At 67.0% G+C, this 22492-nt stretch carries 23 protein-coding genes and 1 pseudogene; 10 read left to right on the top strand and 14 right to left on the bottom strand.

The annotated features are described in order from the left end of the window. Nucleotides 1-18: 18 nt before the first annotated feature. The gene (gene betC / locus L3V85_RS36070) at nt 19-1542 is read right to left on the bottom strand and encodes a choline-sulfatase (protein WP_237677326.1); all 1524 of its coding nucleotides are present in this window, start codon (nt 1540-1542) and stop codon (nt 19-21) included. Nucleotides 1543-1635: 93 nt separating this feature from the next. Between betC and L3V85_RS36075 the strand changes: the two genes are divergently transcribed. Together L3V85_RS36075 and L3V85_RS36080 are read left to right on the top strand one after the other, a co-directional pair. Next, the gene (locus tag L3V85_RS36075; RefSeq protein WP_237677327.1) at nt 1636-2853 is read left to right on the top strand and encodes a CaiB/BaiF CoA transferase family protein; all 1218 of its coding nucleotides are present in this window, start codon (nt 1636-1638) and stop codon (nt 2851-2853) included. Further along, nucleotides 2850-3611 carry an enoyl-CoA hydratase/isomerase family protein gene (locus L3V85_RS36080; RefSeq protein ID WP_237677328.1) on the top strand — a complete coding sequence of 254 codons (762 nt, stop codon included), beginning with the start codon at nt 2850-2852 and terminating at the stop codon, nt 3609-3611. Before L3V85_RS36075 ends, L3V85_RS36080 begins: the two co-directional genes overlap by 4 nt. Here L3V85_RS36080 and L3V85_RS36085 read toward each other — a convergent pair. Continuing rightward, nucleotides 3599-4402 carry a class II aldolase/adducin family protein gene (locus tag L3V85_RS36085; protein WP_237677329.1) on the bottom strand — a complete coding sequence of 268 codons (804 nt, stop codon included), beginning with the start codon at nt 4400-4402 and terminating at the stop codon, nt 3599-3601. The two genes, L3V85_RS36080 and L3V85_RS36085, sit on opposite strands and share 13 nt — an antisense overlap. 101 nt (nt 4403-4503) lie before the next feature. On the opposite strand from L3V85_RS36085, the gene L3V85_RS36090 reads away from it, so the two are divergent. Beyond that, complete coding sequence (locus tag L3V85_RS36090) at nt 4504-5385, top strand: LysR family transcriptional regulator (protein WP_272934573.1); 882 nt, start codon at nt 4504-4506, stop codon at nt 5383-5385. A 32-nt stretch (nt 5386-5417) separates the two neighbouring features. Here the strand turns inward: L3V85_RS36090 and L3V85_RS36095 are convergent. Continuing rightward, nucleotides 5418-5576, bottom strand: a pseudogene (locus tag L3V85_RS36095) (IS5/IS1182 family transposase); the annotation flags it as partial. A gap of 30 nt (nt 5577-5606) precedes the next feature. Then, nucleotides 5607-6428: an AraC family transcriptional regulator gene (locus L3V85_RS36100; protein ID WP_237677331.1), complete on the bottom strand. Its 822-nt coding sequence runs from the start codon at nt 6426-6428 to the stop codon at nt 5607-5609. A gap of 159 nt (nt 6429-6587) precedes the next feature. Between L3V85_RS36100 and L3V85_RS36105 the strand changes: the two genes are divergently transcribed. The 5 genes from L3V85_RS36105 to L3V85_RS36125 are packed head-to-tail and all read left to right on the top strand — an operon-like array spanning nt 6588 to nt 12252. Then, complete coding sequence (locus L3V85_RS36105) at nt 6588-8651, top strand: FUSC family protein (protein WP_237677332.1); 2064 nt, start codon at nt 6588-6590, stop codon at nt 8649-8651. After that, nucleotides 8648-8854: a DUF1656 domain-containing protein gene (locus tag L3V85_RS36110; RefSeq protein ID WP_237677333.1), complete on the top strand. Its 207-nt coding sequence runs from the start codon at nt 8648-8650 to the stop codon at nt 8852-8854. The genes L3V85_RS36105 and L3V85_RS36110 overlap by 4 nt, the downstream gene beginning before the upstream one ends. A 39-nt stretch (nt 8855-8893) precedes the next feature. Further along, the gene (locus L3V85_RS36115; protein WP_237677334.1) at nt 8894-9892 is read left to right on the top strand and encodes an efflux RND transporter periplasmic adaptor subunit; all 999 of its coding nucleotides are present in this window, start codon (nt 8894-8896) and stop codon (nt 9890-9892) included. After that, nucleotides 9889-11352 carry an efflux transporter outer membrane subunit gene (locus L3V85_RS36120; RefSeq protein ID WP_237677335.1) on the top strand — a complete coding sequence of 488 codons (1464 nt, stop codon included), beginning with the start codon at nt 9889-9891 and terminating at the stop codon, nt 11350-11352. Before L3V85_RS36115 ends, L3V85_RS36120 begins: the two co-directional genes overlap by 4 nt. 3 nt (nt 11353-11355) lie before the next feature. Continuing rightward, nucleotides 11356-12252 carry a LysR family transcriptional regulator gene (locus tag L3V85_RS36125; RefSeq protein ID WP_237677336.1) on the top strand — a complete coding sequence of 299 codons (897 nt, stop codon included), beginning with the start codon at nt 11356-11358 and terminating at the stop codon, nt 12250-12252. A gap of 35 nt (nt 12253-12287) precedes the next feature. On the opposite strand, the gene L3V85_RS36130 is transcribed toward L3V85_RS36125, so the two are convergent. Genes L3V85_RS36130 through L3V85_RS36170 form a run of 9 tightly spaced genes read right to left on the bottom strand, consistent with a single transcriptional unit; the run spans nt 12288 to nt 20722 of the window. Next, the gene (locus L3V85_RS36130; protein WP_237677337.1) at nt 12288-13220 is read right to left on the bottom strand and encodes an SMP-30/gluconolactonase/LRE family protein; all 933 of its coding nucleotides are present in this window, start codon (nt 13218-13220) and stop codon (nt 12288-12290) included. A 1-nt stretch (nt 13221) separates the two neighbouring features. Further along, nucleotides 13222-14121, bottom strand: a complete 900-nt coding sequence (locus L3V85_RS36135) for an amidohydrolase family protein (protein WP_237677338.1) — start codon at nt 14119-14121, stop codon at nt 13222-13224. 8 nt (nt 14122-14129) lie between these two features. Then, nucleotides 14130-15095, bottom strand: a complete 966-nt coding sequence (locus tag L3V85_RS36140) for a Bug family tripartite tricarboxylate transporter substrate binding protein (RefSeq protein ID WP_237677339.1) — start codon at nt 15093-15095, stop codon at nt 14130-14132. A 45-nt stretch (nt 15096-15140) separates the two neighbouring features. After that, nucleotides 15141-16121, bottom strand: coding sequence for a Bug family tripartite tricarboxylate transporter substrate binding protein (locus L3V85_RS36145; protein WP_414080257.1), 981 nt, complete (start codon nt 16119-16121; stop codon nt 15141-15143). A gap of 53 nt (nt 16122-16174) precedes the next feature. Beyond that, the gene (locus L3V85_RS36150) at nt 16175-17101 is read right to left on the bottom strand and encodes an NAD(P)-dependent oxidoreductase (RefSeq protein WP_237677340.1); all 927 of its coding nucleotides are present in this window, start codon (nt 17099-17101) and stop codon (nt 16175-16177) included. Then, nucleotides 17098-17787 (bottom strand): RraA family protein, encoded by a 690-nt coding sequence (locus tag L3V85_RS36155; protein WP_237677341.1) that lies wholly within the window; start codon nt 17785-17787, stop codon nt 17098-17100. Before L3V85_RS36155 ends, L3V85_RS36150 begins: the two co-directional genes overlap by 4 nt. Nucleotides 17788-17825: 38 nt before the next feature. Continuing rightward, nucleotides 17826-18812: a Bug family tripartite tricarboxylate transporter substrate binding protein gene (locus tag L3V85_RS36160; RefSeq protein ID WP_237677342.1), complete on the bottom strand. Its 987-nt coding sequence runs from the start codon at nt 18810-18812 to the stop codon at nt 17826-17828. Continuing rightward, nucleotides 18809-19729, bottom strand: a complete 921-nt coding sequence (locus L3V85_RS36165) for an amidohydrolase family protein (RefSeq protein ID WP_237677343.1) — start codon at nt 19727-19729, stop codon at nt 18809-18811. The genes L3V85_RS36160 and L3V85_RS36165 overlap by 4 nt, the downstream gene beginning before the upstream one ends. Nucleotides 19730-19735: 6 nt before the next feature. Further along, nucleotides 19736-20722 (bottom strand): Bug family tripartite tricarboxylate transporter substrate binding protein, encoded by a 987-nt coding sequence (locus L3V85_RS36170; RefSeq protein ID WP_237677344.1) that lies wholly within the window; start codon nt 20720-20722, stop codon nt 19736-19738. A gap of 130 nt (nt 20723-20852) precedes the next feature. Between L3V85_RS36170 and L3V85_RS36175 the strand changes: the two genes are divergently transcribed. Further along, nucleotides 20853-21662, top strand: a complete 810-nt coding sequence (locus L3V85_RS36175) for an IclR family transcriptional regulator (RefSeq protein ID WP_237677345.1) — start codon at nt 20853-20855, stop codon at nt 21660-21662. Between the two features lie 128 nt (nt 21663-21790). On the opposite strand, the gene L3V85_RS36180 is transcribed toward L3V85_RS36175, so the two are convergent. Next, nucleotides 21791-22045: a hypothetical protein gene (locus L3V85_RS36180; protein ID WP_237677346.1), complete on the bottom strand. Its 255-nt coding sequence runs from the start codon at nt 22043-22045 to the stop codon at nt 21791-21793. A gap of 179 nt (nt 22046-22224) precedes the next feature. On the opposite strand from L3V85_RS36180, the gene L3V85_RS36185 reads away from it, so the two are divergent. Beyond that, nucleotides 22225-22443 (top strand): hypothetical protein, encoded by a 219-nt coding sequence (locus L3V85_RS36185; protein WP_237677347.1) that lies wholly within the window; start codon nt 22225-22227, stop codon nt 22441-22443. Nucleotides 22444-22492 lie beyond the last annotated feature (49 nt).

Genomic DNA, 22492 nt, shown 5'->3' on the forward strand with positions numbered 1-22492 from the left:
CTCCGATGTGGCGAGCGCTCAGCTCTTGATGTCGGCGACCACCGGCCAGCGCTTCTTTACTTTGATGATCCGCGCGCTGCCGCGCCGCACATAGCGCTTGGTGTCGTCGACGCTGGCCTGGTAGTCCCATACCGGCTGAATCGCATCGGGCAGGTCCTTGATGAACTTGCGACGCGCCTGGCTGTGCAGCACGCGCGACTTGATGTCATCCGCATCCCAGCGCGTGTGCACCTCGGCCTTCAGCGCGGCCAGGACGTCGGGGAGCTTGGCCGCCACGTTCCGAAGTTCATCGGGATCGGCTTCGAGGTCATAGAGCTGATCGGGGTAGCCGTGCGTGTAGACGTATTTGTAGTGTCCCTTGCGCAGCATGCAGCATGGCCCGGTCACGCCCTCTGCCGTGTATTCCACGAAGGCGGTGGCGTCACCGTGTTCGGCCGCGCCTTCGATGACGGGCCTGAGCGAGCGGCCGTCGACCGGTTCTACCCATTCCGACGATTCCTTGCCCGTGGCGAAGGCCATCAGCGTGGGCAGCAGATCGACGTGCGACGCGGGCTCCGAGATCCGGCGCGGTGTCGTTGCTCCGGGCGGTTTGAACAGCAGCGGCACCTTGGCCGACCAATCGAAGAACACGCGCTTGAACCACATGCCGCGCTCGCCCAGCATGTCGCCGTGGTCGGAGGTGAAGACGACGATGGTGTTCTTGTCGAAGCCCGTGCGCTCGAGCGTCTTCAGCAGGTTGCCCACCTTGTCGTCGATGTAGCTGACCATCGCATAGTAGGCGTGCCGCGCGCGCAGGATCTGTTCGTCGGTGGCCGTCTGCTTGTCCAGGCCGTGGGAGTACTGGACCCATTGGCTCAGCATGTCGCGCTCTTTCATGGGAATGTCGCGCACGTTGGGCAGGTTGATTTCTGCGCGGTCGTAGCGCGCCAGGTACTCCGGCAGGATGTGGAAAGGCGGGTGCGGGTGCGTGTAAGACACGCACATGAAGAAAGGCTGCTCGTCGTCGCGGGCCAGGTCGTACAGGCGCTGGATCGACTTGGTCTCGACCTCTTCGTCGTAGTCCAACTGCAGGCTGCGAAAGCACTCGCCGCTCTCGTCAACGGTGCTCAGGTTGTGGCCCGGCGAGTAGAAGCTGAACTCGCCCTCCTTCCAGTCCGCCGACCAGCCGAAGTCGGCCGGATAGATGTCGGTCGTGAGCCGTTCCTGAAAGCCGTGCTTCTGGTCCGGGCCCACGAAGTGCATCTTGCCGCTGAGGATGGTCTTGTAGCCCTCGCGCCCCAGGTAGTAGGGCAGCGTGGGCGTCGATGCCTCGAACTCGCACGCGTTGTCGAAGGCGCCGATCTCGGTCGCGAATTGGCCGGCCAGCAACGAAAAGCGCGCCGGTGCGCACAACGGGAAGTTGCAGTACGCGTTGTCGAATACGACCGACTGTTCGGCCAACGCCTGCAGGTGCGGCGTCTTGACTGCAGTGTTGCCATGAAAGGGCAGGACCGGCGCAGAAAGCTGGTCCGCCATGATCAAAAGGATGTTGGGTTTCTTCATCGATGTCTCCGTTGGTTGGCCTCAAATTGCATAACTGTTGTATGCAATATATAGTCCGAAGCGTTGATGTACAAGTATTTTTTGGAGACAGACATGGCAAATCCCGAGCTTCCATTGGCCGGCGTGCGCGTACTCGACCTGACGCGCGCATTGGCGGGCCCCTTCTGCACGATGGTTCTGGCGGACCTCGGCGCAGACGTCATCAAGGTCGAGCCCATGGGCGGCGACATGATCCGCAATTGGGGTCCGTTCGACCGCGGCACCAGCGCGTATTACCTCAGCGGCAACCGGAACAAGCGCGGCGTCGCGCTCAACTTTCGCGACCCGCGCGCGATCCGCCTTCTTGGCGAGATGGCTTCGCAATGCGACGTGGTCGCGGAGAACTTCCGGCCCGGCGCGATGGACTCGATGGGCCTGTCATATGAGTCGCTGCGCGAGCGCAACCGCGGGCTCGTCTACGCCAGCATCACTGGCTTCGGGCGAACCGGACCGGCCGGGCAACGGCCAGGCTTCGACCAGATCGCGCAGGGCTACTCGGGCCTCATGAGCGTGACCGGATCAGAAGAGTCCGGCCCGATGCGCGTAGGCGTGGCGATCGGCGACCAGACGGCAGGCATGTGGTGTGCGATCGGCGTGCTCGCGGCACTGAACCAGCGGCAGCGCACCGGTGAAGGCCAACGCGTCGAGACTTCGCTCCTGGGGGGACTGGTCGGGCTGCTCAGCGTGCAGGGGCAACGCTACCTGAGCCTGGGAGAAATCCCCAAACTGGCGGGCAATGTTCACCCCGTGATCTCGCCCTATGGCGTCTTCGAAGCCGCTGACGGTCCCTTGAACATCGCACCCGCCACGACAGACATGTGGCACAAACTCTGCGCGCTTCTCGGCCTCGGCCATCTCATCGACGATCCCCGCTTTGCAACGAACGCAAAACGCGTCGAGCGACGCCAGGAGCTCAAGCAACTCATCGAAGGCAAGTTGAAAAGCAATACGCGCGAAACGTGGACACGCCTGCTCATCGAGGCCGAGATTCCCGCAGGTCCGATCAACGATCTTGCGGATGTTTTCAACGACGCGCAGGTGCAGCACAGCCGCTTCGTGGAAGAAATCGAACACCCTGAATTGGGCACGGTCCGCCAGGTCGGCTCGCCCATCAAGCTCGAAGCGATGGAAGGAGGCTCGATCCGCCGGGCCCCGCCCCTGCTCGGCCAACACACGTGCGAGGTGCTGCGCGAGTTCGGCTGCAGCCAGAACGAGATCGACACGCTGCTGGCGGACGGCGCCGCGGCGCAATCGGCGGCGGCGCACGCATGACGGCGTCGCAGCCGCCCGCACTGCGGATCGAAGGGGCTGTGGCCACCATCACTTTGCGCAGGCCACGAGAACACAACCGCATCGACCCGGACGATCCCTCGATACTGATCTCGCATCTCGACGAGATCGCGCTGCGTCGCGAGGTGTCGGTGCTGATCATCACCGGGTCTGAGCACAAGACCTTCTGCTCGGGCTATACGCTCGGCCAGATCAGGTCGCGGCTCGACAACAGCTTCGAGACCATGCTCGATCGCGTCGAGCGCGTGTCGATCCCGACGATCTGCGCAATGAACGGGAGCGCCTACGGCGGAGGCACCGATCTGGCCATGTGCTGCGACTTCCGCATCGGCGTGCGCGGCAGCCGATTGTTCATGCCCGCTGCGAAGTTCGGCCTCCACTACTACCCCGGCGGCCTGCGTCGCTTCGTCAGCAGGATCGGGCCCGCGGCCACGAAAAAGATCTTCCTCACGGCGCAATCGCTCGATGCCGAAGAGATGCTTCGAATCGGCTACCTGACCGACCTGGTCGAGCCCGATGCATTGGAGGCCAAGGTCGCGGACTATGTGAAGGCGATGCTCGAATGCGAACGCCCGGCCATATGTTCGATGAAGACCCACATCGACCAGATCGCCGCCGGTACGTGGACGGAGGCAGCCGGCCGCGCCGCCTACGAAAGATCGCTGCGTGCCCCGGCCACGCTGGCGCGCCTGGAAGCCCTTGAGCGCAAGCCGGCGGGCCGGGCTGATCAGGTGCGATAGGAGACGCCGCGCTCCCGCTCGAGCTTGCGCAGCAGCCCTGGCCATTCGAAGCGCCCGACCTCCAGAAACCCGCCGCTTCCGAGCATCCTGCGGCCCTGCGCGCGCGTATGGGCGATCGTCGCTTCGGACAGCGTGTTCAGTCTCACCTGCCCCGCCAGCCCGCCGATCTGGTATTTGCAAGCCGTCTCCAGGCGCAGCATCCAGCAGAAAGCCTCACCGACGCTTCGACCCGCTGTCAGCGCGCCGTGGTTGCGCAGGATGAGCACGCGGCCTCGCGGTCCCAGGTCGCGCACGAGCTGCTCGCGTTCGTCTTCGTCAAGCGCCGCGCCTTCGTAGTCGTGGTAGCCAAGGAAATCGAGCATCACCGTTGCCTTCTGGCTCAGGGGCAGCAAGCCTTCGGCCTGCATGGCCACCGCGTTGTTGGCTTCGGTGTGCGAGTGCATCACGCACACGATGTCGGTCTGTGCCATGTGAATGGCGCTGTGAATGACGAAGCCCGCGGGGTTGAGCAACGACGGATCACCGCCACCGACAAGCTGCCCGTTCATGTCGACCTTCAACAAGTCCGACGCCGTCATCTCGTCGAAGAGAACGCCAAGCGGATTGACCAGGAAGTGATGCTCGGGCCCGGGGACTGCGGCCGAGATGTGGGTCGATGCGACGTCCGACATGCCGTAGAGGTCCGTGAGTTGGAAGCAGGCCGCGAGATCGCAGCGCAGGCGCCACTCGTGTGAAGTCATGCCGACAGATTCGCTGCTGGCGACTTCTGAAATAGATGCGGGGTGATTCATTCTTTGTCTCCTGGTTGATAAGCGGAATGAAGCTTCCCACGCACGTTTCAGCAGGTCCAATACCGATATGCAACACGCCCATACGTCATTAATATGGGCCGATGGATTTACGGAGCCTGCGTTTGTTTGTCGCTGTCGCCGAAGCCGGTAGCGTCGGAAAAGCGGCCGCACGCCTTCACATGGCGCAGCCCCCTCTCTCGGTGCAGATTCGCAATTTCGAGGCGCTGGTGGGCACTCCCCTTTTTCATCGAGTGCCAGGCGGCATGGAAACGACGGATGCTGGAGCGGCCCTGCTCGCGCGTGCAAAAGAGTCCTTGGCGCTTGCCCATGAAGGCGTGGAGGCGGCCCGCTCCGTTGCGGCAGGACGAGTCGGGCGCTTGGCCGTTGGCTATATGTTTGCGTTGGGATACGCCGTTCTTCCGAAGTTGATACCCGGTTTGCGGCGCACCATTCCGGATGTGGACCTTCAATTCCTCGAGATGAGCGCGCTGACCTATGAGCAGCAGATCGAGGAGCGAAAAGTGACCGTTGGAATATGCATGCCTCCAATTCGCAGAGAAGGAATCTCAACGGCCATCGTAGGGCGTCAAGCATTGAGATTGGCCGTCCCTTCGGCGTCACCGTTCGCTCGCGCGCGAGCTGTCGATCCGCTGGCACTGCAGGGCTGCCTGTTGATCGGGCTGCCGACATACTCTGAAGGTGCAGATTCGTCCGTCGTAGCGAGCTTTCTGCGTCGTCACAATGTCACGATGAAGGTCGCGCACAGAGTGACCACCGTTCATTCAGCCCTCGCCCTGGTATTGGCGGGGGAAGGCTTGGCCATCGTCCCATCCTGCGCGGCACTAGGGGCCCCGCCCGGAATCAAGTTCAAGCCTTTTCTCGATGCAGACGATGCCTTCGATGTCGCCGTCTGCTGGCGCAGTGACCTGAAAAGTCCGCTGGTCGAGCCATTCATCGAATGCGTTCGGCAGTCAATTTCCTGATTCAAGAAGCACTGATTGCTTCGGTGCGGGCGGGGCCGACGGCCTCGGTCTGCCACTGGATAGTGGGGTTCTATGACCTTGAGCAGCGCCTTCCACGGCACCACCAGTTCCATCTCGCCAAGGAACACTTCGCGCCTCGTCTTCTTCCTCTTGCCCGCTTGCTCCGCGTCTGCAACGCTGATCCGGCTCATCGCTCTTGCTCCTTTGCAGGGTTCAATCCTTCATGCAAGAAACGTGCTCTTGATCAGGCCTTCCCTGGAACGGCATCGCTCAGCGATATACGCGGCCGGGGGCTTTCCGAACGCCTTCTTGAACATGGTGATGAAGGCTGACGGCGACTCGTACCCCAAGCCGTAAGCCACCTGCTGCACGGTGGCGCCGCCCGACAACTCCCGAAGCGCCACGATCATGTGCAACTGGCGCCTCCAGCGGCCGAAGCTCAGGCCGGTCTGCGCCGTGCACAGTCGGTTCAGGGTCCGTTCGCTGGCACCGGTCTCGGCGGCCCAGTCCTGCAGGGTCCTGCGGTCGGAGGGGTCGAGCGTGATGGCGTGCGATATTTTTCGAAGCCGCGCGTCCTGCGGCATCGGCAGCGAAAAGTCCTCGTTCGGCATGGCGGCGAGCTGGTCCAGCAGCACATGCGCCAACCGGTCCGTGGCACTGCCGGGCTCGTAGGTCGGCGCAAGGCCGGCCAGGTGCTGGATCATCTCGCTCAACATCGGGCTGATGGCCAGGGTGCAGCACTTCGTGGGCAATGTGGCCGCACCGGGGGCGACGAACAGATAGAAGATGAGCGCGTTCGCCGTGCCGTGGTTGCTGTGCGGCGTGCCACCCGGAATCCACACGCCCGCCTGCGGCGGCACCATCCAGAGTGTTCCCGGCACTTCGCACGACACGGCGCCGCGCAGTGCGATGACGAGCTGCCCCATAGGGTGCTGGTGGATCGGGATCTCGCGCGCACGCGCCTCGACGTCCACGCGAAGCGCCATGACGGGAACGGTGAGCTGGCGGTCCAGGTCTTCAGGGGCGACCTCGGGGCGTTGCATGGTCTCCAATGAATCGCGTTGGTGCAAGCCCACCATTCTCGCCCGTCGGCCGCAGGGGCCGGCACGGAAGGGACGCATCCCGGGCCCGTGGCCGAAAAGAGAAATCGTTCGACCAGGAATGCAATTTCCGACACGGGCACCCCTGCCTAGCATCGGCGCATGAAACGGACTCGCTTCTCTCGCCAGGAGATGCTCTTCTCCCTCAAGAGCTTCGCGGGCGCCATGCTCGCGCTGTATGTGGCCAGCCGCGCCGGCCTGCCCCGGCCTTTCTGGGCCTTCATGACCGCGTACATCGTGGCGCATCCCCTGGCCGGCAATGTGCGCTCCAAGGCGCTCTACCGCTTCGTGGGCACCCTGGCCGGCTGCGCGGCCACCGTGGTGCTGATTCCGTCGTTGTCGGCCTCGCCCGAGCTGCTGTCCCTGGCGCTGGCGCTGTGGACGGGCCTTTGCCTCTACCTTTCGCTGCTGGACCGCAGCGCGCGCTCCTATGTGTTCATGCTGGCGGGCTACTCGGCCGCGCTCATCGGCTTTCCCCTGGTGGAAGCGCCTGCGGCCATGTTCGACACCGCCGTGGCGCGGGTGCAGGAGATCGGGTTGGGCATCCTCTGCGCCAGCCTGGTCCACAGCATCGCGCTGCCGGCCGGCCTGGCGCCGCCGCTGCTCGGCCTGATGGATCGCGCGCTGGGCGACGCACGCCGGTGGATGACCGACCTGCTGCGCGACGGGCTCGCTCGCACGGACGGCGCGCGCATGGCCGCGGACCGCCAGCGGCTGGCGCTGGACATCACGCAGTTGCGCCTGCTGTCGACGCATGTGCCCTTCGACACCGGCAACCTGCGCTGGACAACGGGCGCCGTCCGCGCGATGCAGGACCGCATCTCGGCGCTCACGCCCACGCTGTCGGCGATAGAGGACAGGCTCGAGGCGCTGAAGACCGCCGAGGGCGAAGTGCCACGGGACATCGTCTCGGCGCTCGAGCGACGCAGCGCCTGGATGGCGCCGCAAGTGCCAGGCTCACCGGACGCCCTCCCCCCCACAGGCGAGGCCATGGACGAAGCACGCGCCGCGTTTCGCGCCCTGGCGGATGGGCCGGCCTCGTCGCCCTGGGTCCGCGCACTGCGCATCGATCTCGCCGTGCGCCTCGAAGAGCTGATGGTCGACTGGCATGCCTGCACCGTGCTGCGCGGCGACATCGACGCCGGCCTCGCCGGCGCCGCACCGCGACCGCGAAGCGCCGCGGCGCTGGGTCACAAGGTGCTGCACCTGGACAGGGGCCTAGCACTGCGTTCGGCCCTGACTGCCGTGCTGGCCACCTGCGCGTGCTGCGCGATCTGGATCCTCACGGCGTGGCCTTCGGGGTCGGCCGCGGCCATGTCGGCGGCCGTCTTCTGCAGCTTCTTCGCAACGATGGACGACCCGGTGCCGGCCATGCACAAGTTCGTCGTCGCCTTGCTGTGGTCATTGCCGGCGTCCGTGTTCTGCGTCCTGGCGGTGATGCCGCTGGCCCGTGACTTCGGCATGCTGGCGCTGTGCATCGCGCCCTTCTTCCTGGTGGTCGGCTGCTACATCGCGCGGCCGGCCAGTTCGCTCGCGGCCCTGGGCATGTTCTTCGGCGTGGCCGGAACGCTCGCCTTGCAGGACACCGCCAGCGCCGACCTGCCGAGCCTCGTCAACTCGAACCTCGCGCTGATCCTCGGTGGCGTGGCCGCGGCGCGCGTCACGGCGCTCGTGCGCAGTGTCGGCAGTGACTGGAGCGCAAAGCGCATAAGGCGCGCGACCTGGCGCGATCTCGCAGCGCTGGCGCAGCGCCCGCAGGACGCATCCGGGCGCGACGCCTATGCCGGCCGCATGCTGGACCGCATCGCCCAGCTCGCGCCGCGCACGGCACCTGGCAAGGGCGAACAGGCCCAGGCCGACGCACGGCGAGCGCTGCGCGACTTGCGCATCGGCGCGGACATCGTGGCGTTGCAGCAGCAGCGACGCGGCCTGCCGGCGTCGGCCGTCGACCGTCTCTTCGACGACCTGGGCCGGGTCTTTCGTGCCCAGGCCGCGGGCGTGCCACGGCGCCACGAATCGCTGCTGCCGCGCATCGACGGCCTGCTGCTCGACACGCTGCCCGTCGACACCGCGCGTCCCTCCATCGACACCGCCGGCGCCATCGCTGCGCTCGTCGGCCTTCGGCGCAACCTTTTCCCGGCCGCCAACGGCGCGCTCCAACCATGATCGAAACGAGTTTCCACGGGGTGTACCTGCCCGGGCTGTTGCTGCTGTCAGGTGGCGCGCTGGCGTGTTCCTGGGCGCTGCGCCGCCTGCTGGCCCTGGCCGGCGCCTACCGGTGGGTATGGCACCCCGCCCTGTTCGACCTGGCGGTGTACGTGCTGCTGCTGTATGCCCTGGCCCGTTTCACCGGCGCCTTCGCCTCCTGATTCCTGACCTCCGCATGCCCTTTCTGCCTTCTCTTTTCCATGAAAACTGACGCCCTCCCCTTGCCTGCCTGGGCCTTCCGCAGCGCCCGGTCGACCGCCCGGCTGCTCTTCACCCTGACGATCGTCGCGGCTTCCTGCTGGGCCGCCTGGCAACTGTGGGACCACTACGAGCTGGCCCCTTGGACCCGCAATGGACGCGTGCGGGCCGACGTGGTGCAGGTCGCGCCCGACGTGTCCGGCCTGGTGAGCGATGTCGCGGTGCGGGACAACCAGTCCGTCGCCGCCGGTGCGCTGCTGTTTGCCGTGGACAGGGCCCGCTTCGAACTGGCCGAGCAGCAAGCCGAGGCGGCCGTCGCCGCGCAGGCCGCCTCGGTAGGCAACCAGCGCATCCTCATCGCGCAGGCGCACCGCGAGAACAATCGCAATTCGGGCCTGGGCGATCTGGTCTCGCAAGAGGTCCGCGAGCAATCGCGCCTGCGGCTGGACCAGGCGAACAGCGCGCTGCGCTCGGCCGAAGCGGCGCTGCGGCAGGCACAGGTCGCGCTGGACACTGCGCGGCTGAACCTGCGGCGCACCGAGGTGCGTGCCCCTACCGCCGGCCTGGTGACCAACCTCGACCTTCGACAAGGCGCCTACGCGAGCGCCGGCCATCCGGTGATGGCGCTGGTGGACGCGGACTCGGTCTACGTCGAAGGCTATTTCGAGGAGAACAAGCTGGCCCGCATCCATCTGGGCGACCGGGTGCGCGTCACGCCCATGGACGCCGATGCGATCGAGGGCGCCGTGGAGAGCATCGCAGCCGGCATTGCCGATCGCGACCGCAGCATCGGCGCCAACCTGCTTCCCAGCGTGAACCCGACCTTCAACTGGGTACGGCTCGCGCAGCGCGTGCCCGTTCGCGTGAAGCTGGGCGCGATACCGGCCGGCACCCGGCTGGTCACGGGCCAGACGGTCACGGTACAGGTGCTTGGCGCTTCAGCCGCTTCAGCCGCTTCGGAGGCGGCCGCTGCCGCACGCCGGTCGGAGCGTAGAGGATGAGCCGCCTTCATCGGCTCCTGGCGGCCGCTGCGGCCGCCACGTTGCTGGCCGGCTGCGCCCACTCGCCCGTCGGGCCCGACCATGTCGCGCCCGCCACACTCTCGCCCGCGCAGGCCGCCTCCGCGGGCCCGTTCCTGTCCGCCGCCGGCAACGCAACGGACGCGGACCTGCCGCCGAGCTGGTGGCATCTGTACCAGGACCCGCTGCTGGACGCACTGGTCGACCAGGCCTTCGCGCACAACACCGACCTGCGGCAGGCCATCGCCAGTTTCGAGCGCGAGCAGGCGCTCGAGGCTGAGGTGCGCGGGTCGCAGCGCCCGACAGTGGCCTTGAACGGCGGCCCCGGGTTCGGCCACGTCTCCGGGCTGACGCTCGTGCAGAGGGACTACGAGCCGCCCGGCCGCTTCACCTACGGCGCGGGCGCGAACCTGTCTTACCAGCTCGACCTGTTCGGCCAGTTGCACCGCGCCATCGAGGCGGCTGAAGCCGGCAGCGGCGCGGCGCAGGCAGCGGTCGACCTGGTGCGCGTCAACGTGGCCGGCGGCACGGCCAGGGCCTATGCCGAGGTCTGCACCACCGGCTTGCGCCTGCGCAGCGCCCACGCGTCGGTGCGGCTGCAGGAAGAGGCGGTGCAACTCGCGCAACGGCTGCAGCAGGCCGGCAAGGTGGGGACCATCGACACCGCACGCGCACGCGGCCAGTTGGAACTGCTGCGCGCCTCGCTCCCGCCGCTGCAGGCGCAGCGCCAGAACGCGCTGTACCGGCTGGCCACGCTGACCGGCGCGGCGCCGCGCGACTTTCCGGCACAGGTGGCCGGGTGCGAGCGGCCACCGCGCACGGCGGCACCCCTGCCCGTGGGCGACGGCGCGTCCCTGCTGCGTCGCCGGCCCGACGTGCGCCAGGCCGAGCGCAGCCTGGCTGCCGCCACCGCCCGCATCGGCGTGGCGACGGCCGAGCTCTACCCCAAGGTCGTGCTGGGCCTGTCGGCCGGCTCGGCGGGCTTCTTGAACAGGTTCGGCAACCGGGAGTCGCTCAGCTACAGCCTGGGCCCGTTGATCAGCTGGACGCTGCCCACCAACGGCGTGGCCCGCGCGCGCATCGCGCAGGCCGAGGCCGCCACGCGGCAGGCCGCCGCTCGCTTCGACGCCACCGTGCTCACGGCGCTGCGCGAGGCCGAGATCGCCCTCGAGTCCTACGCCCGCGAGCTGGACCGGCATGCCGCCCTGGCCGCGGCCCGCGACCAGAGCGCCGCCGTGGCGAGGCAGGCGCGCACGCTGTACGTCAATGGCAAGACCGCGCAACTCGATGCGCTCGATGCCATGCGCACGCTGGCGGCGAGCGAGGCTGCCCTGGCGGCATCGCAGGCCCAGCTCGCGGACGACCAGCTCGCCGTGTTCATGGCGCTCGGGGGCGGCTGGGAAAGCCATGGACAGGATGTGCTCGCCAAGGCCGCGCCATAGGCCATGGAAGACTTGCAGCAGCTCAAGGTCTTCAGCGAAGTCATCGCCCGCAAGAGCTTCACGCGGGCGGCCATCGCATTGGGCGTTTCCAAGGCCAGCGTCACCAAGACCGTGGCACAGCTGGAGAAAGACGTGGGCGTGCGGCTCCTGAACCGCTCGACGCGTTCGGTCACGCCAACCGACGCCGGGCAAACGCTCGCGCAGCGGTTGGTACCCCTGTTCGGTCTCATCCAGGAACTGGACACGGAGTTGTCGGACTTCGCGGCCCATCCGCGCGGACGACTGAGGGTCGCGGCGCCGCACGGCCTGTCGCTGAGCTTGCTCGGCTGGCACATCGAGGACTTCATCACCGGCCACCCGGACGTCCACGTGAGCATCCACCTGAGCAATCGCGACGACGACCTGGTGATGGGCGCGATCGACGTCGCGCTTCGCATCGGGCCCATCGAAGCCAGGGACGCCGTGGTGCGCAAGCTTCAACCGGTTCCGCTCGTTCTGTGCGCGTCCCCGACGTACTGGGCCCGCAAGGGAATGCCATCGAAGCCCGAAGAGCTGGCTCGCCATGAAGTGCTGACGTATTCCTTGTGGGATGCCTCACCCCGACTGCCTTTCCTCATCGATGGAAAGACGCAGTACATGCCCGTGCGCAGCCGCCTCGACGCGGACGACGCCGCGCCCCTGATCGCGTTGGCCGTGAAAGGGCTTGGCGTCACCTGCGTTCCCGAGGTACTGGCGCGCGCGCACCTGGGCTCGGGTGCATTGGTGCCGGTGCTGCAAGACGCCATGCCGCCAACGATCTGGCTGTATGCGACCTATGCGCATCGCAGTCACAAAAGCGCCGCGCTGCGCGCGTTTCTCGACTTCCTCACGTCGAGCGCCGGCGGGTTCCCCGCGCATTGAAGCGGAGGGTTGCCGCGCCGTGTTCTTGGGCCTTGCTATTTGCCATCGGCGGCAAGCAAGCCATGCAACACGACACCTGGAGCATCGAGCGCATGCATCAGCACGTTCCCGTGCGTGGAGTCCGTGACGAACAACGTGGACCTGTGCGGACCGCCGAAAGCGATATTCGTGGTCGAAGCGCCGGCCGGGCCGCGCAGCACCATGACAGGTTCTGCGCGCGTGCTGAGCACCCAGACGTAGCCCAGCCCCGGATTGGCGACCAGCACCCTCCCTTGCACGTCGACAGCCAGTCCGTCGGGTCCGCTGGGCCCGTACGACGTGAAGAACTGGCTGACCTTGGCAACGCTCCCGTCGGCCAGCAACGGCACGCGCCATACGCAATTGCCCCGCGTCACCGCAAGATAGAGGACCTTGCCATCGGGAGAAAGGGCCACGCCGTTCGGGCTGGGCACGTTGGACAGCAGCAGGTCGAGTTGACCGCTGGGTCGCAGCCGATAGAGCCGGCCCGACGGATCGTGCAGCCCGCTCTGCCCCTGGTCCGTGAAGTAGATGTTGCCCTGCGCGTCGAGCACGAGGTCGTTCACGCCCTTGAAGCTCTCGGTGTTGCGCCGTTGCAGATGCGGCGTGACGCGTCCGGTCTGCACGTCCACCCGCATCAGGCCGTTCTTGTAGTCGGTGACGAGCAAGGTCTCGGCGTCGAGGAACTTCATGCCGTTCGGCTCGCCGTCGTACTCGGCCACCTGTGTCCACGCGCCCGCCGGATCGATACGGAAGATGCGGCCGAAAGGTATGTCGCAGACGTAGAGGTTGCCCGCGCTATCGAACACGGGCCCTTCAAGGAACGAGTCGGTCGGCAGCCCCCCGCGGTTGGCGTCGCTCCAGGCACTGCGTTCACGCCGTCGCAGCGACTCGGGCATGGTGGTGAAGGTCTGCAGTTCCAGCACCTGGGGCGCTTGCAGAAGGTACATGTCAGTCTCCTTGGCCGATGTCGGCGAAGCCGTAGAGCCTCGCGGGGTTGTCCACCAGGATGCGATCGCGCACGGCGGTGCTGTCGCACCAGGCCGCGAGCACATCGCTCAGGTCGGCGTCGTTGACGATGTCCGCGGCCTCGGTGGTGTGAGGCCAGTCGCTGCCCCACACCAGGCGCTGCGGCGCGGCCGCCACCCATGCACGGCCGAGGTCGAAGGCATCCCCGTAGGCGGGTGCCCCATCGCGCGACCGCATGTAGACCCCCGACAGCTTCATCCATGTGTTGCCGCCGTCGAGCAGCCGGCGCGCCACTGCATAGGCCTCGCCTTTGACGCCTTCGGCGGGGTCGATGCGGGCCATGTGGTCGATGACCAGTGGCACCGGGAGTTGCGCAAGGATCGGAGCAAGCGCCACCAGCTGTTCAGGCTGCACGAAGACCTGTATGTGCCAACCCAGCCGAACGACTTTGCGTGCCAGCGTCGTCAGCATCTCCGGCGTGGTGCTGCCCCAGGATTGGGGCGTGACGAAGTTCACGCGCAGGCCGCAGACGCGCTGCGCCGCGAGCGCGTCGAGTTCGCTGTCGGTCACCTGGTGGCCGACGACCGCCACACCGCGTGCCTGCTCGCCCAATTGGGCGAGTGCGTCGAGGGTGCAGGCGTTGTCCGTGCCGTACGTCGAAGGGTTGACCACGACCGTGCGCGAGGTTCCAAGTCGCTGCTGCAGCCGGCGATAGGCCGCGACCTCGGCGTGCGGCGGCTGGCGCTTCCAGTGGGGCGACGGCGCAAACCGCGGGTCGAAGATGTGCATGTGGCTGTCGCAGGCATCGGGGGGCAGCGCAAGCGCGGGCCGGTTGCTCCCCACCGAATGGGGAACCGGCTGTGCGTCGGTCATGGTGTTCATGGAGACCTTCAATCGAGCTTGATGTTGCCTTTGCGGATCACGTCCGCCCATTTCGCATCTTCCTTCTTCAGGAATTCGGCGAACTCGTCCGGCGTCGAGCCCACCGGTTGCACGCCGACGTCCACGAAGCGGCGCTTCACATCGTCTTCCTTCAGCACCTCGATCACCGCCTTGTGGAGCTTGTCTGCAATGGGAGCGGGCGTACCGGCGGGCAGCAGCAGGCCGTTCCACTCGTAGGCCTCGTAGCCGGGCACCACCGTTTCGGCGAGGGTCGGGACCTCGGGCAGGCGCGACGAGCGCTGCGGCGAAGACACCGCCAGCGCACGCAGCTTGCCGGACGACACCAGCGGGTACGAGGCAGCGATCGTGCTGAACATGAAGTCGACCTGTCCTCCCATGACATCGACGATGGCCGGGCCGCCGCTCTTGTAGCCGACATGGACCATGTCCAGGCCGAGCCGCTGACGCAAGAGCTCCGCGGCGAGACGCTGCACGGTGCCGCCGCCACCGGATGCGAAATTCATCTTTCCCGGCTCGGCCCTGGCCTTGTCCACGAGTTCCTTGATGCTCTTGACCGGCGACTCTGCTCGCACGATCACGATGTTGGGCGCCAGCGCGACGAGCGCCAGCGGCTGCAACGCGTTGCTGGCAAACGGCATGCGAGGAAAGAGGTGCGGATTGATCGAGTAGGGCGTGGCGTCGTAGAGCACCGTGTAGCCGTCGGGCGTGGCCTTGGCCGCAAAGCTGGCGCCGATGGTGCCGCTGGCGCCGGGCCGGTTGTCGACGATCACGCTGGTGCCCAGCTTCACGCCGACGCGGACCGCGAGCACGCGCGCCAGGGCATCGGCCGATCCGCCCGGCGCGTAGGGGACGACGAGGGTGATGGGGCGCTCCGGATAGGCGGCGTGGGCGACGTGCGCGAACGCGGCGGCGCACAGGCACGCGGCGAGCACGCTTCGGATGATCTTTTTCATGATGTCTTCAATGTGGGGTGAGAGCCGGGAAGTCGCGCAGCGCGTTCATTCGGTCTTGAGGTCGAGCGAACGGGCCAACTCGCCATAAAGCTTGACCTCGCGCATCAGTTGCGCGCCGAAGGCATCGCCGCAGATGTTCTGCGCTTGCATGCCGAGCGAGCGCAATTTCTCTTGCGTGGTGGATGCCTGTGCGAACTCGGTGGCGACACGGCGCAGGACGGCCAGCACCTCCGGCGGTGTCTTCGCGGGCGCCAGCAGGCCGTACCACGCGTCGGCCGTGTAGCCCTTGACGCCGACCTCTTCGAACGTCGGCACGTTCGGCAGCAGCGCCGAGCGCCTGGGCGACGCCACGGCCAGCGCCGTCAGCTTGCCGGACTGCACCTGGTTGAGCACCGAGCCCAGCGTGGCGAAAGAGCTGTCGACCTGGCCGCCCATGAGATCCGTCGTCGCCTGCGCCGCACCCTTGTAGGGAATGTGGTTCATCGACGTGCCCGTCATCTGCGTGAAATGCGCGCTCGCGAAATGTCCGGAGCTGCCGGAGCCCGGCGTCGCATAGGTGCGCTTGCCGGGCTCGGACTTGACCGCCTGCAGGAACGCGCCGAAAGACTTCACGGGCATCGACGGGCCGACGACCAGCACCGTGGGGCTCACTGCGAGCGAACACACCGGCGCGAAGGAGCGCACGGCATCGAACTTGACCCGCTGGTTGTACAGCGCGGGAATCATCGTGTGGTTGGTCGCCCCCAGCAACAGGGTGTAGCCGTCCGCCGGGGCGGCCGCAACCGCTTCGGCCGCCAGGATCGTGTTCGCACCGGGTTTGTTGTCCACGATGAACGGCTGGCCCAGGGCGCGCGATGCGTGGTCGGCGAAGGCGCGCGCCACCACGTCGGTGGGGCCGCCCGCGGAAAAGCCCACGAGCACCCGCACGGGTTTGGCGGGCCAGGTCTGTGCCTGCGCGGGCGCCGCCAGCGCGACCATGCAGCCGAGGGCTGCCGCCGCGCAGCGGATGCTTTCGCTTCTTTTCATTCCTGTCTCCTTTTTCATGAGCGACGCCTGCGTCGCATGCCGGCGGCAGCGCCTCAGTTCGTTGCCGTCTGGCGCGCGAGCACCTGCAGCAGGTTCCTTGCCGCACCGACGCCCATGTTCACGTAAGCATCGCTGGTCACGCCGCCGATGTGGGGACTCAGCACGATGTTCTTTTCGCCCTGGAACGGATGGCCGGGCATCATCGGCTCGACCGCGAAGCTGTCCAGCCCGGCCATGGCGACGTGGCCCGAACGCACCGCGGCCAGCAGCGCGTCTTCCTCGATCAGCCCGCCTCGCGCCGTGTTGACGACGATCACGCCGCGCCGGCATTGCGCCAGGGTGCGGGCATTGAGCAGTCCGCGGTTGTCATCGGTCAGCGGGCAATGCAGCGACACGGCATCGGACTCGGCCCAGAGGGTCGCCAGGTCCGCGGGTTGCACAAAGGCCGGAAGGTTCTTGGCGAAGGGATCGTGCCCCAGCACGCGCATGCCCAGCGCATCCGCCATGCGTGCGAAGCGCAGGCCGATCGCGCCGAGCCCGACGAGGCCGATGGTGCGCCCACCCAGCTCCAGGCTCTTGTGCGTCGCCTTGTCCCAGTGGCCGGCGTGCATGCGCGCGTCCAGGGACACCACCGATTTGGCGCAGGCCAGCAGCAAGGCCAGCGCCTGCTCGGCCACCGCGGCGGCATTGGCGCCCACGGCCGCCACCACCTCGATGCCGCGCACCTGCGCCGCCGCCTTGTCGATCGTGTCGGTCCCGCTGCCATGCTTGGAGATCACCTTGAGCGAAGGCGCGGCATCCATCACGGCGGGCCCCACCCTGCCGTAGCGCACGATGATGGCCACGGGGTCATGCGCGCGGCACAGGGCCACCAGGTCGTCCTCGGTCGGCGCCCTGCCGGCATAGACTATGTCGTGTCCTTCGAGCAGGGCGAGTGCCTGCGGCGCCAGATCGGCTCCCGTGACGAGAATCGCGGTCACAGCGTCTCGCCTTCCTTCAGCACACCGGCCGCACGCAGGGCCGTGTCCAGCCACTTCGCTGCCGTATCGCCCTCCTTGATGGCCGCAATGCGCGCGGCTTCGTCGCGCACCTTCCTGGCCGCCAGCGGCAGCAGCGACTCGATCTTCTCGCGCTCGACCACGACCACGCCGTCGCCGTCGCCGATCACGAAGTCGCCGGAGCGCACGGTGACGCCGCCGATGGACACCGGGTGACCGATGCGTCCGCCGATGTTCTTGGTGGGTCCGTTCGGATTGGTGCCCACGCTGAAGACGGGGAAGTCCATCTCGTCGATCTCGAGGCTGTCACGGCACGCCCCGTCCATCACCACGCCGGCGATGCCGAGCTTCTTGCAGGCCGTCATCATGATGGTGCCCATGAGCGCGGAGGTCTGGTCGCCCTTGCCGTCGATCACGAGCACATCGCCGGGTTGGGCCATGGCGATGGCGGCATGGATCATCAGGTTGTCGCCGGGGCGCACTTCCACCGTGATGGCGGTGCCGGCCAGCTTCATGCGCGGGCGCAGCGCCTTGATGCGCCCGTCCAGCGCGCCGCGCCGCCCGGCCACGTCGGCAAGGATGGCCGGCTGGAACTCGGCGGCCTGCGCCACGATGCGGGCGGGCACGCGCTCGAAGTCGCGAATGATGTCGGGAAGGTTCGAAGACATGGAGGTGCTTTCAGGAAGGGAGAAGAATGGAATGGCGTTCAGTCCGGCTTGACGCCGGCGTCCTTGATGACCTGGGCCCACTTGGCCAGGTCCGCCTTCTGGGTGTCGGCGAGTTGCTGCGGCGTGCTTGCGACCAGCGTGACGCCGAGCTTGTCGGCCATCGCGATGAGTTCGGGGTCCTTGAGATGGCGCACCACGTCGTCATGCAGGCGCTGGACCACCGGCGCGGGCGTGCCGGCCGGCGCATAGACGGCCTGCCACTGCTCCACCACGAAGTCCTTGAAGCCCGCTTGCCCCATGGTCGGTACGTCCGGCAAGGCTTTCAGGCGTGTTGCCGAAGTGACGGCCAGTGCCCGGAGGTTGCCGCTCTGGATGTGCGGCAGCGCGGCCGCCACGGGGGCGAACATGAACGTCGCATGGCCCGCCAGGACGTCCTGGATGGCCGGCGTGTCGCCCTTGTAGGGCACGTGCGTCATCTTCGCGCCGGTCTGCAAACGCAAGAGCTCGCCCTGCATCTGCAGGACGGTGCCATTGCCGCCTGATGCGAACGAGAGTTCGCCGGGGTGCGCCTTCGCTTGCGCCACGAGGTCCGCGACCGTGCGAAACGGCTGGTTCGCACCGACGATCAGCACGTGGGGAATGGTCCCGATGAGCGACACCGGCGCGAAGGCCTTGACCGGGTCGTACTGCATCTTCGGCAGCAGGTTCGGCACGATCGCCTGGGGTCCGATCGATGTGCCCAGCAGCGTGTAGCCGTCGGGTGCGGCCCGCGCGACAAAGGCCGAGCCGATCGTGCCCGTGGCGCCCGCCTTGTTGTCCACGATCACCGTGGTGCCCAGGGAGGTGCCCAACCGCTGCGCGATGGCGCGGCCGAGAATGTCGGTCGTGCCTCCCGGCGGGTACGGCACCACCCACGTGATGGGCTTGCCGGTCGGCCATTGGCCTTGGGCGAAGGCGGGGGCCGACGCGAACGCGAGCACGGCCAGGCCCAGCGCGCCGAAGCGGCGCCGATGGATTCGGATCATGAGGTCTCCTGAAGAGGGGGGTGGCGGTCGAACCCATAGAGTTCGCTCGGGTTGTCGACCAGGACGCGGTTCAGCACGCCCGCGGTGCCTGTCCAGCCGGCGAGCAGCGTCATCTGCTGTGCGTCGTCCGGCATGGCCTGGTGGCCGGCCGTGGCGGACGCGTGGGGCCAGTCGCTGCCCCAGAGCACGCGGTCCGGCGCGGCTTTCAGGAAGCTGCGGGCCAGTGCGGCCACGTCTTCGTATCCAGGCGCGCCCTGCTCGCTGACGATGTAGGCGCCGGACACCTTGACCCAGGCGCGGCGCTCCTGGAGCAAGCGAAGGATCAACGCATGCGACGGATGCTTGCCGGCCATGGAAGGCGCAAGCCGGCCGAAATGATCGAACACGAGCGGCACCGGCAAGTGGGCCAGCGCGCCAGCCAGTTCGGTCCATGCGTTGGCGGGTGCCAGCAGCTGCAGATGCCAACCCATCGGAGCGATGCGGCGCGCGAGCGGCGCAATCTGCGAAGCGGAGTTCACCACACCCAGCGACAGGTTCAGGCGGATGCCGCGCACCCCACGGTGGTGCAGCGCGGCCAGTTCGGCATCGCTGACCTGCTCGTCCACCACGGCCACGCCACGTGCCTGCGTACCGAAGGCCGCGAGCGCGTCGCACAGTGCCCCGTTGTCGGTGCCGTAGGTCGAAGGCGTCACGAACACGACCCGCTGCGTTCCCGTGCGCCGCTGCAGTTGCCGGTAGTCCGCTGCGCTCGCGTCCGGCGGCCTCAGCGTGGCACCCGCCGCCGTGGGATGGCGTGCGTCGTACAGATGCACGTGGCAATCGCAGGCATCGGGCGGAACGTCGACAGCGGTGCGGCCGCGCCCCGCAGAAAACGGGGCGACGAGCGCATCCGCGCACGAAGCAGCAGGCGAGACCATGCCGCCTCAGTCCATCTTGACGCCGGACGACTTCACGATGGCGCCCCAGCGGACGCCATCGGTGCGGATCAGCGATGCGAACTTCTCGGGCGGCCCGGTCATCACTTCCGCGCCCTGGGCGGCCAGCTTCTTTTGCACATCGGCCGTCGCCAGCGCCTTGTTGAAGGCCGCGTTCAGCTTGGCGATGACATCCTTGGGCATTGCGGCGGGACCGGCGACACCGAACCACGTCACGGCCTCGAAGTCCTTGTAGCCGGACTCGGACAGGGTGGGCACATTGGGCAAATCGCGGTTGCGCTGCAGCGATGTCACCGCCAGCGCGCGCAACTGCCCGCTCTTGATCTGCGCAATCAGTGTCGGCACCGACGAGACATACATCTGGATCTGCCCGCCGACGAGGTCGGTGAGGCCCTGCGAGGCGCCCTTGTAGGGAACGTGCGTGAACTGCACGCCGGCGGCTTTCTGGAACTGCTCCGTGGCGAGGTGGGCCACGGTGCCGTTACCCGAACTCGCATAGTTGAGCGCGGTCGGCTTCGCCTTGGCGGCGGCGACCACGTCCGAGAGCGTCTTGTAGGGCGATACAGCGGACACCACCACGACCAGCGGCGCCGAGGCGATCAAACCGACCGCGGCCAGGTCCTTCACCGGGTCGTAGGGCAGCTTTGCATAGAGCGAGGGGTTGATCGCGAGGTTGCTGGTCTGTCCCAGCACCAGCGTGTAGCCGTCCGGATTGGCCTTTGCAGCTGCATCGACGCCGATGTTTCCGCCGGAGCCCGGCTTGTTGTCGATGACGATGGTCCAGCCTTCAGAGGTTGCGACCTTGTTCGCCACCTCGCGGGCAATGATGTCCGTGCCGCCGCCCGGCGGGAACGGCACCACGAGGCGGATGGGGCGTGCGGGATAGGCCTGCGCCAGCGCCATGCCGGATGTGAGCGCGAGGGCCAGGCCGAGCGCGGCACGGCGGGAAATGGAGCTGTTGCTCGAGGTACGCATGGGGTTGTCTCCGAATCGTTCGATGAGTGCCTGGCAGCGGTGCTCCGGGCATGCGGCGACTTTAGATTTGCGTTCCGTCTCATACAATGGTGGTCCGTTGCATGCAACATGGACCACTGTGCGAAACGAAATGCCCGTCGTAAAAAAGAGCACCAGGACAGCAAAGCCCAAGCGATCGGCTGAAGTCGTCGAGGCACCGCGCGAGGCCGATCTCGAGGCCACCGGTGGCGTCACGGCCGTGACCCGTGCCCTGCAGTTGCTCGATGCGTTCGGAATGCAGGACGAGCGGCTTTCGCTGGCCGAGCTGACGCGGCGCAGCGGCATGCACAAGACCACGATCCTGCGGCTGCTTCGCACGCTGGCGCTGAGCGGCTACGTGGTGCAGCGCGACGATGGCGAATGGCGACTCGGGCCCGCGGCCGGCTGGCTGGGTGCCCGCTACCAGGCCAGCTTCGATGCCAACAACGTGGTCGAGCCGATGCTCCTCGCGTTATCGCAAGCCACCGGCGAGAGCGCGGCGTTCTATGTGCGCGAAGGCAGTTCGCGCACGTGCCTGGCGCGCGTGGAAGGGCCGCAGCCGATTCGCCATCACGCGCGCATGGGCGCGATGCTCCCGCTCGAGCTGGGGTCTCCGGGGCGGGTGATCCTGGCGTTCTCGGGAGAGCCCGGAAAGCTCTACGAGGACATCCGCAAGAAGGGCTATCACTTCTCCATCGGCGAGCGCGAGAAGAACGTGGCGACGGTGTCGGCGCCCGTCTTCGGCCTGCGCTGGGCCCTGCTTGGCTCCGTGTGCATTTCAGGGCCGGCGGATCGCCTGCCCAAGGCCAGGCTCATCGGCCACGCGAAGACGATCATGAAAGCCGCGAACGAACTCTCGTACGCACTCGCCGGTCGCCCTACCGCGCAAACGCCGGCAGTCGTTTCCACGTGGCATCCGTAGATGCGAGTGACCGCCATCAAGAAAGACGCACTGCTGCTGCAGTAGCCCGGCTCCAGCGCGACGGAGGTGACGCACTGCCCTTCGGCAGGAGCTCCAGTCCACGCAGGAGGCGTCCGCGGGCGAAAGCCTCAGTGTGCAGCCAGGACGTGCGCCTGGTAGGACACATCCAGCAACTTCCCTTTCCGCGCGTAGTAGCGATCGAGCCGCCACTCCTTCAAGATTTCCATGGCAAGGCCGAAGGAGTCGAGGCTCAGCGCGTAGAGATTGCTCAGGGGAAATTCGGTCTCGGATTCGAGGGCAAGGACAAGCCGGGCCAGAGTCAGAGATTCTTCGCTGTTCGGGTCAGCGGTAATGATCTCGCGTGCTTCTTTGATGGCGTTCATCGCGTTTCCTTTGGGGGTCGTCGAGCGCTGTCACGGTGCAGAAACCAGGCATCGGCCTACTGTGTGCGGTAGGCGTTCGGTGCGACCAGACGCTCGTTGCGTCAAGGTCTTGCGGGAACCATTTCAGTCTAGCACCGGCCTTTTCTTTGGAGTCACGTGCTTTCGCATGTTTCAAAGTGATGCGTCATTCCTTCGTCTATCGCGGTGTCCGGATCGATGTCGTGCTCCAGGAGCGGGAAGGCGGTTGCCGGTGGACGTGCAAGACGAACGATCCCGCGAAAGTGCGCTGGACCGGCCTTCGATCGGTCTCGATGGGCGAAGGCCTGCGGCTCGCATGCGCCCAGGCGCGCATGGAGATCGACCGGCGCCAGGACGATGCGGCGCAAGCACACGAATGAACCTGGATTCGGCCGCCACTGCGCGCCCTGCGTGAAAGCCCTGTGGACA

The organism is Variovorax paradoxus, assembly GCF_022009635.1.
Lineage (GTDB): Bacteria > Pseudomonadota > Gammaproteobacteria > Burkholderiales > Burkholderiaceae_C > Variovorax.